The 15,720-nt window shown below is 64.7% G+C and carries 15 protein-coding genes; 8 read left to right on the top strand and 7 right to left on the bottom strand.

What is annotated here, in order from left to right; translation table 11 throughout:
• Positions 1-139 precede the first annotated feature (139 nt).
• Both AC1D1F_RS11365 and AC1D1F_RS11360 read left to right on the top strand, forming a co-directional pair.
• Positions 140-1,039, top strand: coding sequence for a LysR family transcriptional regulator (locus AC1D1F_RS11365; RefSeq protein ID WP_477678866.1), 900 nt, complete (start codon positions 140-142; stop codon positions 1,037-1,039).
• Between the two features lie 155 nt (positions 1,040-1,194).
• Positions 1,195-2,481, top strand: coding sequence for a solute carrier family 23 protein (locus AC1D1F_RS11360; protein ID WP_477678867.1), 1,287 nt, complete (start codon positions 1,195-1,197; stop codon positions 2,479-2,481).
• A gap of 72 nt (positions 2,482-2,553) precedes the next feature.
• On the opposite strand, the gene AC1D1F_RS11355 is transcribed toward AC1D1F_RS11360, so the two are convergent.
• From AC1D1F_RS11355 to AC1D1F_RS11340, 4 genes are all read right to left on the bottom strand, one after another.
• Positions 2,554-3,708 (bottom strand): ABC transporter substrate-binding protein, encoded by a 1,155-nt coding sequence (locus AC1D1F_RS11355; protein ID WP_477678868.1) that lies wholly within the window; start codon positions 3,706-3,708, stop codon positions 2,554-2,556.
• 240 nt (positions 3,709-3,948) lie between these two features.
• Positions 3,949-5,100, bottom strand: coding sequence for an ABC transporter substrate-binding protein (locus AC1D1F_RS11350; RefSeq protein ID WP_477696127.1), 1,152 nt, complete (start codon positions 5,098-5,100; stop codon positions 3,949-3,951).
• A 227-nt stretch (positions 5,101-5,327) separates the two neighbouring features.
• The gene (locus AC1D1F_RS11345; RefSeq protein ID WP_477654477.1) at positions 5,328-5,666 is read right to left on the bottom strand and encodes a hypothetical protein; all 339 of its coding nucleotides are present in this window, start codon (positions 5,664-5,666) and stop codon (positions 5,328-5,330) included.
• Between the two features lie 168 nt (positions 5,667-5,834).
• The gene (locus AC1D1F_RS11340) at positions 5,835-7,139 is read right to left on the bottom strand and encodes a hypothetical protein (protein WP_477696128.1); all 1,305 of its coding nucleotides are present in this window, start codon (positions 7,137-7,139) and stop codon (positions 5,835-5,837) included.
• A gap of 128 nt (positions 7,140-7,267) precedes the next feature.
• Here AC1D1F_RS11340 and AC1D1F_RS11335 point away from each other — a divergent pair, with 128 nt between their 5' ends.
• The 4 genes from AC1D1F_RS11335 to AC1D1F_RS11320 all read left to right on the top strand — a co-directional run bounded on the left by AC1D1F_RS11335 (position 7,268) and on the right by AC1D1F_RS11320 (position 10,591).
• Positions 7,268-7,690: a hotdog fold thioesterase gene (locus AC1D1F_RS11335; RefSeq protein WP_477675615.1), complete on the top strand. Its 423-nt coding sequence runs from the start codon at positions 7,268-7,270 to the stop codon at positions 7,688-7,690.
• A 337-nt stretch (positions 7,691-8,027) separates the two neighbouring features.
• A complete protein-coding gene (locus AC1D1F_RS11330) occupies positions 8,028-9,137 on the top strand; it encodes an ABC transporter substrate-binding protein (protein ID WP_477675616.1) in 1,110 nt (369 codons plus the stop codon).
• A gap of 57 nt (positions 9,138-9,194) precedes the next feature.
• Complete coding sequence (locus AC1D1F_RS11325; protein ID WP_477675617.1) at positions 9,195-9,500, top strand: hypothetical protein; 306 nt, start codon at positions 9,195-9,197, stop codon at positions 9,498-9,500.
• A 146-nt stretch (positions 9,501-9,646) separates the two neighbouring features.
• Complete coding sequence (locus AC1D1F_RS11320) at positions 9,647-10,591, top strand: CysB family HTH-type transcriptional regulator (RefSeq protein WP_477696129.1); 945 nt, start codon at positions 9,647-9,649, stop codon at positions 10,589-10,591.
• A gap of 122 nt (positions 10,592-10,713) precedes the next feature.
• Here the strand turns inward: AC1D1F_RS11320 and AC1D1F_RS11315 are convergent, their stop codons facing one another.
• Positions 10,714-11,529, bottom strand: coding sequence for a mechanosensitive ion channel family protein (locus tag AC1D1F_RS11315; protein WP_477675618.1), 816 nt, complete (start codon positions 11,527-11,529; stop codon positions 10,714-10,716).
• A gap of 214 nt (positions 11,530-11,743) precedes the next feature.
• Entirely contained in the window at positions 11,744-12,307 is a 564-nt protein-coding gene (locus tag AC1D1F_RS11310; RefSeq protein WP_477675619.1) for a cob(I)yrinic acid a,c-diamide adenosyltransferase, read from the bottom strand.
• A gap of 204 nt (positions 12,308-12,511) precedes the next feature.
• On the opposite strand from AC1D1F_RS11310, the gene AC1D1F_RS11305 reads away from it, so the two are divergent.
• Positions 12,512-12,913, top strand: a complete 402-nt coding sequence (locus AC1D1F_RS11305; RefSeq protein WP_477675620.1) for an EF-hand domain-containing protein — start codon at positions 12,512-12,514, stop codon at positions 12,911-12,913.
• A gap of 152 nt (positions 12,914-13,065) precedes the next feature.
• Positions 13,066-14,490 carry an FAD-binding oxidoreductase gene (locus AC1D1F_RS11300; protein ID WP_477675621.1) on the top strand — a complete coding sequence of 475 codons (1,425 nt, stop codon included), beginning with the start codon at positions 13,066-13,068 and terminating at the stop codon, positions 14,488-14,490.
• A gap of 248 nt (positions 14,491-14,738) precedes the next feature.
• Here AC1D1F_RS11300 and AC1D1F_RS11295 read toward each other — a convergent pair whose 3' ends face one another.
• A complete protein-coding gene (locus AC1D1F_RS11295; protein WP_477675622.1) occupies positions 14,739-15,677 on the bottom strand; it encodes a ParB/RepB/Spo0J family partition protein in 939 nt (312 codons plus the stop codon).
• Between the last annotated feature and the right edge of the window lie 43 nt (positions 15,678-15,720).

The raw sequence follows: 15,720 nt of genomic DNA, 5'->3' as shown, positions 1-15,720 counted from the left end.
ACCAATGTAGGAGAGAAGTTGAATCGATAAAATAGCGAGTATTTGAAGATCACATCGGTACACATTGAAGTTTCCAATTTGGTGCATTGCATTAAATTGGGGCTCCATATAGCTGCGAAACCCAATAAGGTCTGGACCCATGAAGCAGTTGCACGAAGTCGATCTACGGTTGTTACGCGTCTTTGACGCTGTGGTTCGTTGCGGGGGACTGTCGGCCGCGCAGGCCGAGCTGAATGTGGGTCAATCGACGATCAGCATGCAGATCAGCCAACTGGAGGTGCGCCTGGGCGCCAGACTGTGCGAGCGTGGCAGGGGTGGATTTCGCCTGACCGATCAGGGGCGTGCCATCCATGATGCGTCGCAACGATTGCTTGGAGCAATCGATATTTTTCGACTGGAAGCCGATCAGCTCAAAAAGACCCTCACCGGCACCTTGAATCTAGGGCTTATTGATAACACGGTGACTGACACCACCTCTCCGTTGAAACTCGCAATGCAGCGGTTCCTGGCACGCGGCAAAGATGTTGGTGTGCATGTCTATGTGGGATCCCCGAGCGAACTTGAACAGCGGGTATTGAGTGGCCGCCTGCATCTGGCCATTGGCCATTTTCCATTCCAGGTGGCAGGCTTGACCGGAACACCCTTGTATGACGAACCGCACGGCCTTTACTGCAGTGCCGGCCATGCGGTTCTTGATGGCGAATCTGTTTCTGTCAAGAGCTTGATGCTGCGTATCCGCAGCGAACGCGTCGTAGCCCGTGGATACCTCAGGCGTAAAGACCTCGATTTGCTAAAGGTGGAAGCCGCTGCATTCACTGTTGACAATGTGGAGGCACAAGCCATCCTCATCCTTTCGGCAGGGTGTATTGGTTTTTTGCCTGCGCATTACGCAGCGCACTGGGTGGAACGGGGTGACCTGGTGGAACTCTTGCCGGGGCGCATGTCACTGGTGTCCCGATTTACGGCTATTCGGCGGCGTTCACCTGCACCACCACTGGTGCGAAGCTTTCTGCTGGATCTGGCGGCCAAAGTGCCCTGAGAGTCGCTGGCGCAACCTGTTGGGCTAACGGTTGTACACGGTTTCATACCCGGGTTGAACGGTCCCACCGAAAAGCCGCCCGTCGCGAACACCCGCTCTTGTGCGAGACGCGCATTCCCCCTAGCATTGCCTCACTTTTATAACGAGGAGACATGATGGGAATGCTGGACTGGACCGAAAAAAGCAGCGCGATCCTGCAACAGGGCGGCGTCATTGGCCCCGACGAACGCCTGCCCTGGCCGCAGACCGCGGTGATGGGCGTGCAGCACGTGATCGCGATGTTCGGCGCCACGGTGCTGGCGCCCATCCTGATGGGTTTCGATCCCAACATCGCCATCCTCATGAGCGGCATCGGCACGCTGATTTTCTTCATCGTCACCGGCGGCAAGGTGCCCAGCTACCTGGGCTCCAGCTTTGCCTTTATCGGCGTGGTGATCGCCGCCACGGCCTATGCCGGCAAGGGTCCCAACGCCAACCTGGGCGTGGCGCTGGGCGGCATCATCGCCTGCGGCGCGCTGTACACGCTGATCGGCGTGGTGGTGCAGTCCATAGGCACGGGCTGGATAGAGCGCTTCATGCCGCCCGTGGTCACGGGCGCGGTGGTGGCGGTGATCGGCCTGAACCTGGCCGGCATTCCGGTCAAGAACATGGCCGCCGGCAACTTTGATGCGTGGATGCAGCTGGTGACCTTTGTCAGCGTGGCCCTGGTGGCGGTAATGACGCGCGGCATGGTGCAGCGCCTGCTGATCCTGGTCGGGCTGATCGTCGCCAGCGTGATCTACGCCGTGCTGACCAACGGCCTGGGGCTGGGCAAGCCTATGGACCTCTCGGGCATCGCCAATGCGGCCTGGGTCGGCCTGCCGGGCTTCACGGCGCCGGTGTTCGAGGCGGGCGCCATGCTGCTGATCGCGCCGGTGGCCATCATCCTGGTGGCGGAAAACCTGGGCCACATCAAGGCAGTGACGGCCATGACCGGCAAAAACCTGGACGCCTACATGGGCCGGGCCTTTATCGGCGACGGCGTGGCCACTATGGTCTCGGGCACGGCAGGCGGCACGGGTGTGACGACGTATGCGGAAAACATCGGCGTGATGGCTGCGACCAAGATCTACTCGACCGCCGTCTTCGTGGTGGCGGCGCTGATCGCCGTGGTGCTGGGCTTCAGCCCCAAGTTCGGCGCGCTGATCCAGGCCATCCCGCTGCCGGTGATGGGCGGCGTGAGCATCGTGGTGTTCGGCCTGATCGCCGTGGCCGGCGCCAAAATCTGGGTCGACAACAAGGTGGACTTTTCGGACAACAAAAACCTCATCGTCGCGGCCATCACGCTGGTGCTGGGCACGGGCGACTTCACGCTGCGCTTCGGCCAGTTCGCGCTGGGCGGCATAGGCACGGCGACCTTCGGCGCCATCCTGCTGTACGCGCTGCTGAATCGAAAACGCTAAGCCGGCTCCCATAAAAAAAGCCCCGGCTGGTCATGCACCAGCCGGGGCTTTTTCACGAATGCCGTAGCGGAATCAGCCCAGAAAGCGCCCCGCGGCGCCGAGCACGCCGAGGTCCACAAATTTGGAACCAACAAAGGGCGATGCGGGGGCGTAGTCCACGCTAAAACCACCCAGGTCGAACTTCTGCACGCTGCCCAGCGCGGTGCGCAGCTTGGCGCGCGTCACGTCGCGGCCGGCGCGCTCCAGGCCCTCGGCCAGCACGCGGGTGTTGACGTAGCTCTCCAGGCTGCCCAGCGAGAACTCCTGCTGGCCGATGGCGCGCATGGCGGCCTGGTAGTCGCGCACCACCTGGGACTTGGCGCGGTAGGGATCGGGGAACACCATGGTCAACGCCAGGCCCGAAGCGGCGGCGCCCAGCCCCTTGAGGCCGTCGGCGGTCAGCGTGACGCTCAGGCCCGCCACCGGCAGCATGGGCGAGGACTTCTTGAGCGCGGCTATCAGGCCCACCGAGGCGGCGCCCGCCGTGCCCAGCAGCACGGCGCCGGGCTTGGCGGCGCTGACCTGGCTCACGACCTCATTGAGGTTCTTGCCGTCGGTGGCCAGCGCGACCTGCGCGGCCGCCTTGGCGCCCTGGGCCTGCAGCGCCAGCAAGGCGTCGGCCAGCACTTCCTTGCCGAAGCCGTTGTCCAGGTAGACGATGGCCAGGTCCTTGATGCCCATGCCCACGAGCTTTTGCACCAGGCGCTGGGTTTCGTCGGTGTAGCTGGCGCGCACGTGGAACACATTGCGCATGCCTTGCTTGCGCAGCGAGGAGGCACCGGTCAGCGGCGCGACGTAAGGCAGGTTGGACTCTTCGATCAGCGGCACGATGGCCGCGTTGTTGGGCGTGCCTATGCAGGACATCAGCGCGAAGACGCTGCCGTCGCCTATCATTTTTTTGACGTTGTCCGAGGTGCGTTGCGGCACATAGGCGTCATCCACCATCTGGAACTGCAGCACGCGGCCGTTCACGCCGCCCTTGGCGTTGATCTGGCCCATGGCGGCCTCCACGCCGAGCTTGAGGTCGGCGCCGAAGCCGGCCAGCGGGCCGCTCAGCGCGCCTGAAGAGCCGATGGTGACGGCTTTGGCGCTCAGGCCTTCCTGGGCGTGGGCAGTACGGATGAAAGCGGGAGCGGCGGCGAGGGCGGCCAATTGAGGGGCGAACGAAAGAAAGCGGCGGCGAAACATCGCGAATATCTCCGGAGTGGGGACGGCCAGGCGGGCCAAAGAAAAGACGGGGCCGCGCGGACCCCATACAGGACAACGGCCGCGTGGCGGCCGAATACTTTAAGTCTAAATGATCACCCGCCGCAGGCCTGTCCGCTGGGCGACGCCGCGCTGCCGTTGGTCTGGCCGAAAGCCGGAAATGGCAAAGGCCCGGCCAGTCCATGGGACCGGCCGGGCCTTTTTAAGCCCAGCGTGCCGGGTTTAACCGATAAAACGGCCGCCGGCGCCCAGCACGCCGAGCTCCACGAACTTCGAGCCCGCGAACGGCGGCGCGGCGTAATCGACGCTGAAACCGCCGAGGTCGAACTTCTGCAGGCCGGCCAGTGCATTGCGCAGCTTGGCGCGCGTCACCTCGCGGCCGGCGCGCTCCAGGCCCTCGGCCATGACCAAAGTATTGATGTAACTCTCAAAGCTGACAGGCGAGAACTCCTGCTGGCCGGTGGCGCGCATGGCGGCCTGGTAGTCGCGGACGACCTGCAGCTTGGCGCGGTACGGGTCGGGAAACACCATGGTCAGCGCCAGGCCGGAACCGGCCGCGCCCAGCGCCTTGATGCCGTCGCCCGCCAGCGTGACACTCAGGCCCGCGATGGGCAGCATGGGCGAAGCCTTCTTGAGCGCGGCAATCAGGCCGACGGACGCCGACCCGGCGGTGCCCAGCAACACAGCGCCGGGTTTGCCCGCGACGACCTGGCCGACGACGTCATTGAGGTTCTTGCCGTCAACGGCCAGTGCCGCCTGGACCGCGGCCTTCGCACCCTGCGCCTGCAGCGCGCGGTTGACGTCGATCAACACTTCCTTGCCGTAGTCGTTGTCCAGGTAGACCACAGCCAGGTCCTTGATGCCCATGCTCACGATGCGCTGCACCAGGCGCTGGGTTTCTTCGGTATAGCTGGCGCGCACATGGAACACGTTGCGCATGCCGGGCTTGCGCAGCGACGAAGCGCCCGAGCGCGGGCCGACGTAAGGCAGGTTGGACTCTTCAATCAGCGGCACGATGGCGGTGTTGTTGGGCGTGCCGATACAGGACATCAGCGCAAAAATGCTGCCGTCGCCGATCATCTTCTTGACGTTGTCGGCGCTGCGCTGCGGCACATAGGCGTCGTCCATCATCTGGAACTGCAGCGTACGGCCGTTCACACCGCCCTTGGCGTTGATCTGGCCCATGGCGGCGTCCACGCCTTGTTTGAGTTCGGCGCCCACCCCAGCCAGCGGGCCGCTGGTCGCGCCAGTGCAGCCGATGGTGATGGCCTTGGCGGTCAGGCCGTCCTGGGCATAGGCATTGCGGATGAAAGCGGGGGCAGCGGCAAGGGCAGCCAGTTGAGGGGCGAACGAAAGGAAGCGGCGGCGAAACATCGCGAATCTCCAAAACAAAAGGGGGACGGCCGTGAAGCCGGAGAGGACAAGGCCGTGCGGCCTTGCGGGCTAAAAACGGCCCGCCAGTCGGCGCGGCGACGCGCAGAGCAGCAGGTAAATCGTTTAACTCTCAAGGATTCTAGGTAGAAACCCTGACAAATGGATGACACAGCGATGACCGCGCTGTGACGGCGTGAAGCCGGGGCAGGGCCCGGCGCGCTGCGCGCTTACCGTGCCGGAGACTGGCCGGTGGCCTTGGCCAGGGCGGCTTTGGTGGCCCTGAGTTCGCGCTCCAGGTCGGCGCGTTCATCGATCTGCTGCTCCAGCACCTCGTTGACCTGGGCCAGGTCTTCGGCGGATTCCTGGATGCGGGTTTCCAGCGCGTCGGTTTTTTTCAGTGCCTGGGCCACGTCGCCGGTCTGCACATGCGGCGGGACTTCCTGTTTGAGCACCGTGTTGATCACCAGCAGTTCGGCGGCCGACTGTTCCACGGTGTCTTTCACCGACTCGTTCTGGTCAAGCGCTCGTTCCAGTGGCGTGGGCACGACGTGTAGCTGCTGTGGCATGTCAAGGGCCTTGATGGATGGTGCGGGATCGTTGCCGCTGGTGAGCCCGTGCAAAAGCGAGGGCTTACAAATGGCGCTCGGGATTCAGGGGCGATTTTACGCGTTTGCCGCCTGCGCGGGCTTGCAAAGGCATTGGGGCGGGACAGGGTATCCACCCCTCCCAGGTGCTCAACGGGCCTTGGCGGGAGGCTTGGCCGCGCGGGCCGGCGGTGGCGCGGACGCGGGCGGCGCCGGCCCCGGGCTGAAGATCTTGCCCAGCGTGGCACCTACACGCGCGCCTATGGCGGTGCCCACGCCCGGCAATACGGCCGTGCCGACCACGGCGCCCGCGATGGCGCCCTTGGGCACGGAGAATGCGACGTTGTCCAGCGGGCCGCTGACGCTGAGCGGGACACCGACAATGCCGTCCACCAGGTCGACGGCGAACTCGGCCTCGATCCGGCGGTTGGCGACCTTGGCCTGGCCCGACGCGGTCAGCGAGCCTGATGCCGCCTTGAGGTCCGTGTACGTGACTACCATGCCCTGCGGCGTGTTCTGGGTGTCGAGCCGGCCGGTGACCGAATCGAGCGGCGTCTGGCCGTCGTGCTCCTTGCCGGCGCTGCGCACCGCCTTGTCCAGGTCAAAGCGCAGCAAGGTGGACTTGCCGATGGTGAAGGGCGTCTGCGTGTGCAGCGACCGCGCCAGCTCTCCCACCGTATCGCCGTTGGCCGACAACGTGGTTTCGCCCGAGGCCTTGCCTGCGATGATGGAGCGGCGGTTGAAGGCGGCCAGCATGCTTTCGACCTCGACGTCCTTCGGCTGCAGCTCACCTTGCAGGTGCATGCGGCCGCCGGCGCGGAAGTCAAGCCTGATTTCGCCATCCGCCGTGCCCCCGCCGACATGAATGCGTGCGGCCCAGCGGTCCTCCTGGCCCTGGCGGGTCAGCGCCAGATCCGTGGCCGGCCTGAAGCCCGGCCGGCGCAACTCGGCCTTGCGCGGACGCCAGCCCGGGTCGAAATCGACCTCTCCGTCGTACACCACTGCAATGCCGCGCCGCGAGATCCATGTCACGTCGCGGAACACAAAGCGCGCCAGCGGCAGTTCTTCGGCCGCCGCCTCGTCTTTCTCGCGCCCGCTGCCCAGGCCACGCAGCGAGAGTTGGGGGACTACCGCGCCCTCCAGGTCGGCCCGGTCTATCTTGATGCGGCGCTGCAACAGCGCGAGCACATCGGGATAGGCCGTGAGTTTTTTGATCAGGATGGGCTGGGGCTGCTCGGTGGCTGCGTCTTCCATCACCACCGCGAGCGAGGGAAACAAACGCCAGTGCAGTGCGCCCACGCGCACCTTGGTGCCCAGCCGGGCCTCCAGCTCCACCGAGGCGCGGCGGGCCAGCTCCTCGTCGGACGGCAGCCAGCGCAGCAGGGCGACCCACGTCGCGCCCACACCGAGCACCGCGACGCCCAGTCCCAGCAGCCACTTGTTCGCGCGTGTCATCGAAGCATGTCTCTCATGCCTGTCAGCTTAGGCCCGGGCGCGGTGCTTGCCGAGGCGACAAGCTGCCCACCTCTTGTAGGCCGCAACCGTATAGTGGGGAGACCAACATCCCGTGGAAGCCCAACATCATGCGCATCTGGAAGCAGCCCATCTCTGTAGAACTACTCACCGCCGCCAACGCCGATACCGCGGTGACGCACCTGGGCATCGAGTTCCTCGAGGTCGGGGACGACTTCATACGCGCGCGGGTGCCGGTGGATCGCCGCACGGTGCAACCCTATGGTTTGCTGCACGGCGGCGTATCGGTGGCGCTGGCCGAGACCCTGGGCTCCTGCGGCGCGGCCTTTGCGGCGCCCGCAGGCCACCGCGCCGTGGGGCTGGACATCAATGCCAACCACCTCAAGGGCACGACCAGCGGCTGGGTCACCGGCATCACGCGGCCTGTGCACATAGGCCGCAGCACCCAGGTCTGGCAGATAGACCTGCACAACGATGCGGGCGAGCTGACGTGCGTCTCGCGCATCACGATGGCGATGCTGCGGCCGGAGTGACGCGGTTCAGGGTCTACATGGGGTGACGGCGCGCCGGCTTTGATGCCTGTCCATGCGCCAAGTTACTTATTGAAACGAATTACGGACTCCGCACGGCCACCCCGGTTGTGGCCCCTGGGTGGGTCCGCATGGTGGTACTCGTCAAGCACCCCTGTCTGGGTTGCCCAGGAGTTTTCCCTTTTAAAAACAATACAGTAGCTTACGCCGGCCACGTGATTGAGGCTTGCACCCCAGGGCTGCTCCATATTTTTTTTATCTTGAAAGCCCTTCCATCTCGTATTTGATCTTATGAGTGCTCCTTCGTATCGTTCGGCTCAATTAGGCTGAAAGGTAACAAATGGACACGAAAAACGTAAAACGATGGGTCGCGGCGCTATTAGCCGTCTTGTGTGGCGCGGGGCAGGCACAGATCCTGATCGGCCAGACAGCCGGTTTCACCGGCCCCGTCGCTGCGGGCGTCAAGGAGAACACGGAGGGTGCCCGCCTGTGGCTGGACGCGGTGAACGCCAAGGGCGGGATCGCGGGCCGGCAGCTGGAACTGGTGTCGCTGGACGACAAATTCGATCCCAAGCTGGCCAGCGAGAACGCGCAGCAGCTGGCCGAGCGTGGCGCGATCGCCCTTTTCCTGACGCGCGGCACGCCTCCTACCGAAGCCGTGCTGCCGGTGCTGCTGGCCAACCACATGCCGCTGGTGGGCCCTTCCACCGGGGCGATGGTGCTGCACCAGCCGGTGAACCGTTATGTCTTCAATGTGCGCGCGACCTACCAGCGCGAAGCCGAGAAAGCCATCGAGCACCTGCACACGCTGGGCATACAGCGCATCGCGCTGGTGCATGCGGACGACTCCTTCGGCCGTGACGGCCTGGAAGGCGCCAACAAGGGCTTCACGCAGGCAAAGCTGAAACCCACGGTGGTCCTCAAAGCCGACCGCAGCAAGCCGGACTACAGCCAGCTCGTCCCGCCCATCCTGGCAAGCGATGCGCAAGCCGTGCTGTGGATAGGGTCGGCCAACGCCGTGGCCGAAGGGGTGAAGGCCCTGCGCGCCGCCAAGACCTCCGTGCGTGTGGTGACCTTGTCCAACAATGCCTCGGCGGGCTTCGTCAAGGCGCTGGGCGAACACGCGCGCGGCGTCATCGTCACGCAGGTCTATCCATCCGAGCGTTCTTATGCCTACACGATGGTGCAGGAAGCCACGGAACTGGCCAAGGCCAAAAAGATCGCACTGTCGCCCGCCATCCTGGAAGGCTATGCCGCCGCCAAGGTGCTGGTGGAAGGCCTGCGGCGCGCCGGCAAGAACCCCACGCGCGAGACGCTGCTGGCGGCCCTGGAAGGCATGAAGCGTTTCGACCTGGGCGGGCTGGAGGTGAGCTTCGGCCCCGAAGACCATACCGGCCTGGAGTTCGCGGACCTCTCCATCGTGGACCGTGAAGGCCGCTTCGCGCGCTGAACGCCGGCCTTCTCAATCCCCCGCCGCATCAGCGCCCATCCACAAGTGAAAACCGCCATGGCATGGAAAAAGTCGCTGCACAGCTGGCTGCATGAGAGCACCGGGGAAGCCCCCAAGCAGCAGCTGGAGTCCTTGCGGTTTCTGGTTCAGGATGCGCTGCACCGATGTGAAGGGCCTATGTGCGAACGCATGCGCTGGCGCATCGAAGAGGCCTATACCGCGCAGCAGCTGTGGCTGCTGCGCGGCGAAATATTCCAGCTGGTCGCGCGCCAGTTCTGCCAGGACGAGGCCGTGCAGCGCATCAACGCGCTGCTGCCCGCCTTCTCCGGCTGGCTGCCGGAGCGCATGCTGACGCGGGTCTAGGGCTGGTCCGTATTCGCTCGAACACGGCCCTTAGGATGTTTTAGTGATTTAAAACGAACTAATCCGTCGTTCCCCAAATAAGAACGGCTGCCCACAATCCGGTGTTTTGACTTCTTCAACACCGCGCGCCGCGCGCCTTCGCCACCATGAATTTCCAGCAGCTGCGTTCCATGCGCGAGGCCGTGCGATGCAATTTCAACCTGACCGACGTGGCCAATGCCCTGCACACCTCGCAGCCCGGGGTCAGCCGGCAGATACGCGAACTCGAGGAAGAACTCGGCATTGAACTCTTTGTGCGCGCCGGCAAGCGCCTGACGGGCCTGACCGAGCCGGGCGCCCATGTGCTGCCCATCATCGAACGCCTGCTGCTGGAGAGCAGCAACCTGAAAAAAGCCGGCCAGGAATTCATGGCCCAGCAAAGCGGCCTGCTGTCGATTGCCGCCACGCACTCGCAGGCGCGTTATGCGCTACCGTCCGCGGTGCAGGAGTTCCGCAGCCAGTTCCCCAATGTGAAACTGCACCTGCACCAGGGCTCGCCCAAACAGGTGGCCGACATGCTGATGTCGGGCGAGGTCGACGTGGGCATCGCCACCGAGGCGCTCAACGACTACCCCGAACTCGTCGCCCTGCCCTGCTACCGCTGGACGCATTCGGTCATCGTGCCGCCCGGCCACGCGCTGCTGGACGGCCCGCTCACGCTGGAGAGCCTGGCGCGCTTCGCGCTGATCACCTACGACACCGGCTTCACCGGCCGCTCGCACATCGACGGCGCTTTCACGCAGCGCGGCCTGTCGCCCAACATCGTGCTGACGGCCATGGACGCCGACGTGATCAAGACCTATGTGCAACTGGGCATGGGTGTCGGCATCGTGGCCTCCATCGCCTATGAGGCCGAGCGCGACACAGCCCTGCGCGCGCTCGACGCGGGCGCGCTGTTCGGCATCAATCTCACCAAGCTGGCGGTGCGCCGCGGTGGTTACCTGCGCGGCTATGTCTATGCGTTTATCGAATCCTTCGCGCCCACGCTGAACCGCGCGGTGGTCGAGAAGACCTTGAGCGATGAGCCGGGCGCCGCGAGCTATGACATCTAGAGCCGCTCACAGAATGCGCCCGCCAGCGGGGGCCGCGGTCCGGCTTTGCCGGCCGCAAGGCGCCCGTCCCCTGGAAGGGGAAAAGGCGCTACGCGCAGCGAGCGTCCGATAGGGGTGATCACTCAAACCGGGTAGACCTTGACCGGCCGCGTCGCCACCGGGAAGCCGGCCGCGCCCAGGGTGTCGGCAATCGCCATATTGGTGTCGAAATAAACCTGCCAGTAGTGGTCGGTGTGGCAATAGGGGCGCACCGCGAGCTTGGGCCCGAATTCGTTGAACTCCAGGATCTCCACGTCCACCGCGGGGGTCTTCGTCGTGTTGGCAACCTTGGCGACGGCATCCTTGAGCAAGGCGATGGCCTTGTGGATGTCGGCCGTGCCGGCCAGCTGCGCGACGAGTTCGACGCGGCGGTAGGGGTTGGCCGTGTAATTCTTGATGTCGCCGCCCATGATCTTGGCGTTGCCCACCACGGTCTTGACGTTGTCGGGCGTGTTGATGCCGGTGCCGAACAGGCCGATCTCCAGTACCGTTCCCTCGACCCCGCCGGCGCTCACATATTCGCCCACTTTATAAGGCCGCAGCACCAGCAAAAAGATGCCCGCGGCGAAGTTGCTGAGCAGGCCGCTCCAGGCCGCGCCTATGGCCACGCCCGCGCCGGCCACCAGTGCGGCGAAGCTCGTGGTCTCCACGCCGAAGTAGCCGAGGATGGCGACGACCAGCACGATGTTGAGCGCGACGGTGATGAAGCTCACCAGGTAACGCTGCACCGTGGGGTCGATTTCCTGGCGCGTCATGGCCGCACCGACCAGCCGCGTCACCAGGTGGATGAGCCAGCGCCCGATGATGAAGACGGCGATCGCGCCTATGACCTTGAGGCCGAAGGCGACCAGGATAGGCTGCGCCTGTTCCATCCAGCTGCCTACTTGTGCGGTGTCCATGGATTCCCCCTGTTCAGTTATTGGTCAGGGCATCTTAGGGATGCGGCATCAGCGTGTAAACAGGGCCAAGCGCCCGCGTAGTAGCAGGCCCACAGTGCCGGATCAATAGACGCTCACAAAGCCCAGCGAAGCGGTCCTGGCTAGGCGCGTCGCCGCAGACAGTACACCAGTACGGCAAGGCGGCGCAACAACGCCAGGAGGGGTTTTTGAGTGTCTACTCGGTAGCGCGTGCCATGCGTTCGCTCTTCCAATACACGTCATCGCCGCCATTCATGCGGTTCAACACGCGCGACAGCACAAACAACAAATCGCTGAGGCGATTGAGGTACTGGCGCGGTGCCTCCTTCAGGGGCTCGGCGGCGCCCAGCGCCACCACGGCGCGTTCGGCGCGGCGCGCCACGGTGCGGCACACATGGGCCAGCGAGGCGGCGCGCGAACCGGCGGGCAGGATGAACTCGGCCAGGCGCGGCAGCGTGGCGTTGTGTTCGGCCAGCGCCTCGTCGAGCAGTGCCACGGCCTCGGGCTTGAGCAGCTCAAAGCCGGGAATGGACAGCTCGCCGCCCAGGTTGAAGAGCTGGTGCTGCACCTCCACCAGCAGCTCGCGCACGCCAGCCGGCAGTTCTTCGCAGAGCAGCACACCGATGTGCGAGTTCAATTCATCAACGTCGCCCATGGCGTGAACGCGCAGGCTGTCCTTGGACACGCGTGTGTTGTCGCCCAGGCCGGTGGTGCCGTTGTCGCCGGTGCGGGTTGCGATCTGTGAAAGTCTGTTGGCCATGGTGCGAAGGCGCGTTGAAGGCGCTGTGAAGAAAGTCAATGGAGCAAAGGGACTAAAAAGGGACCCGGGCAGCGTTACGCCAGGCAAGAAAATGTGTCGTCGTAGCCCATCATGTGAGTGAGGCAACACCCTGAAAAACTGCTGGCCTGCTTGCGCCGCCTGCGTTGCAATGGCCGATTGTTCACTCTTTGAAGGATTCACCGCATGATCATGCACACGACAGCAACATCAACATCCGCTGCAAAACATTCAAAACATTCTATTCCCGGCTTTGAGTTGCGCAGCGTGTTGCTGGTGGCCGCATTGGCCGCGGGTGCGGCAGGCGCAGCGCGGGCCCAGACCGCCCCGACTTCGCCGGCCAGCCCCAACAGCCCGCCCGCCCAGACGGCGCCCTCCGCCACCCCGGGCGCGGTCCCGCAAAACCGCACCACGCCCCAGGACGTCGAGGCGGCTTTCGGCCGCGCCGATGCCAACAAGGACGGCAAGCTGGACCGCCAGGAGGCCGAGCACCTGCCGGCCGTGGCGCTGCGTTTCGACCAGATCGACGCCAACCACGACTCCTTTATCTCGCTGGCCGAACTCACCAAGGCCGCCCTGGGCTCCTGATGATTCTTGCGGGGTGACCATCGCCCCGCTTTTTTCGCCTTCCACAACACCAGCACGCAGCCCCCCCCGCGGCCTTGGCTGCGGGCTCCGGCGCCTTCAGTGGCAGAAACTACGTACACGTCGTAAACTGTGCCACCGACCCGGAGACAACAATGAACGCCCCCCTTCCCCAGCACCTGCTCCCTGAGATCCAGCAACGTGAAACGCCCCAGGCATTGATCGACGCCTTGAAGGCCCGCTTTGCCGAGCGCTGCTCGACGGCCCTGGTGGTGCGCGAGCAGCACGGCCGCGACGAATCTTCTTTCGCCGCACCGCCGCCCTCGGCCGTGGTGTTCGCCGAAAGCACGCAGGACGTGGCCGACGCGGTGAAGCTGGCCGGCCAGTACAACGTGCCCGTGATCCCCTTCGGCGTGGGCACCTCGCTCGAAGGCCACCTGCTGGCCGTGCAGGGCGGCATCAGCATCGACGTGAGCCGCATGAACAAGGTCTTGTCCATCAACGCCGAAGACCTGACCGTCACCGTGCAGCCGGGCGTGACGCGCAAGCAGCTTAATGAAGAAGTCAAAAGCACAGGCCTCTTCTTCCCGATAGACCCGGGCGCCGACGCGACCCTGGGGGGCATGAGCGCCACCCGCGCCAGCGGCACGAATGCCGTGCGCTACGGCACCATGCGCGAGAACGTGCTGGCGCTGGAAGTCGTCACGGCCGACGGCAGCGTCATACGCACCGGCACACGCGCCAAAAAATCATCGGCCGGCTACGACCTGACGCGCCTCATGGTGGGCAGCGAAGGCACGCTGGGCGTGATCACCGAAGTCACCGTCAAGCTCTACCCGCTGCCCGAGGCGATCTCGGCCGCGGTGTGCTCTTTCCCGAGCATCGAAGCCGCCGTGCGCACCACGATTGAGGTGATACAGATGGGCGTGCCGATCGCGCGCGTCGAGCTGATAGACCACAACACCGTGCGCATGGTGAACGCGCACTCCAAGCTCACTCTGCGCGAAGAACCCATGCTGCTGATGGAGTTTCACGGCTCTCCCAGCAGCGTGAAAGAGCAGGCCGAGCTGGTGCAGGAGCTCGCCAGCGGCCACGGCGGCAATGCCTTTGAATGGGCCAGCACGCCGGAAGAACGCACCCGCCTCTGGACGGCGCGGCACAACGCTTACTTTGCGGCCATCCAGTCGCGGCCCGGCTGCCGCGCGATTTCCACCGACACCTGCGTGCCGATCTCGCGCCTGGCCGACTGCCTGCTCGAGTCGGTGGCCGAAGTCGACGCCAGCGGCATCCCCTACTTCCTGGTCGGCCACGTCGGCGACGGCAATTTCCACTTCGGCTACCTCATAGACCCGATGATTCCCAAGGAACGCGAAGTCGCCGAGGCGCTGAACCACAAGCTGGTGAGCCGCGCGCTGGCGCTGGAAGGCACTTGCACGGGCGAACACGGCGTGGGCCTGCACAAGATGGACTTCCTGGTGACGGAAACCGGCGACGGCGCAGTCGACATGATGCGCACTATCAAGCGCGCGCTGGACCCGAAGAACATCATGAATCCGGGGAAGATTTTTTCGCTCTCCTGAGAGCGGGCCGGGTCTTGCTCCGGCCTTTGCGCTTTTGTTCTCTCTGCTGAGGGCTGCTGGCCGGGGGTTGCCCGGCGGCAACTCACTTTTCTTTTGCTTCGCCAAAAGCAAAGTAAGCAAAAGAAAAGGCGACCCGCAGTCTGGGTCCCTGCGCTTCGCTTCGGGCAACCTGCGGTGCTCGGGGCAAGCGGGTTCGGGAGCGGGATCGGGGGCTTGCTGGGTCACTGCGCGGCGACCTGCCGCTCCTGCTACTTGCCGCCGCGCAGCCGCTCGATCAGTCCGTTGAGTTCGTCCATCGAAGCGAACTGGATGGCCACCTCGCCCATGTCTTCGCGCCGGCCGTTGCGCTTGACCTGTTTCTTGACGCGCACTTCCACATCGGCCATCAGCAAATCGGCCAGTTCTTCCTCGACACGGCGCGTGTCGCGGGATTTTTCCTTGGTGGCTTTTTGCGGCTTGAGAGAGAACTCGGCGCTGAGTTTTTTAACCAGGCTTTCGGCCTCGCGCACCGACATCTTTTTGGCCGAGATCTGGTTGGCCGCGGTGATCTGCGCGGCGCGGTCCAGGACCAGCAAGGCGCGCGCATGGCCCATGTCCAGATCGCCGGCCATCAGCATGGTCTGCACCGGGTCGGCCAGGTTCAGCAAACGCAGCAGGTTGGAAGCTGCGCTGCGCGAGCGGCCCACGGCCTGCGCGGCGAGCTCATGCGTGAGGCCGAATTCCTTGACCAGGCGCTGCAGGCCGTGCGCTTCTTCGAGCGGGTTCAGGTCTTCGCGCTGGATGTTCTCGATCAGCGACATGGCGGCGGCCGACTCGTCGGGCACGTCGCGCACCAACACCGGCACGCTGTCCAGGCCGGCGAGTTTTGCCGCGCGGAAGCGCCGCTCGCCGGCGATGATTTCATACTTGCCGTCGTTGCTGCCCGAGGTCAGGCGCCGCACCAGGATCGGCTGCATGATGCCCTGCACCTTGATGGATTCGGCGAGCTCGTAGAGCGCGCCTTCGTCCATGCGCGTGCGCGGCTGGTACTGCCCGGCGACCATGTCTTCCAGCCGCAGCGAGGCCGGCAGGCCGGGGCTGTTCGCCGTGCTGCTGGCGTTCTCCGCGTCGGTGGCGGTTTCGCTGACCTTGGGGCCCAGCAGTGCTTCAAGTCCGCGGCCCAGGCCCTTGGGTTTTTTGGTGACCATGTTTCTTTTCCTTCAATCCGTCAGTGTTTATGTTTATGTAGGG

The organism is Polaromonas sp. P1_H6 (genome assembly GCF_056405195.1).
This window is presented reverse-complemented; position numbering and strand designations above follow the sequence as displayed.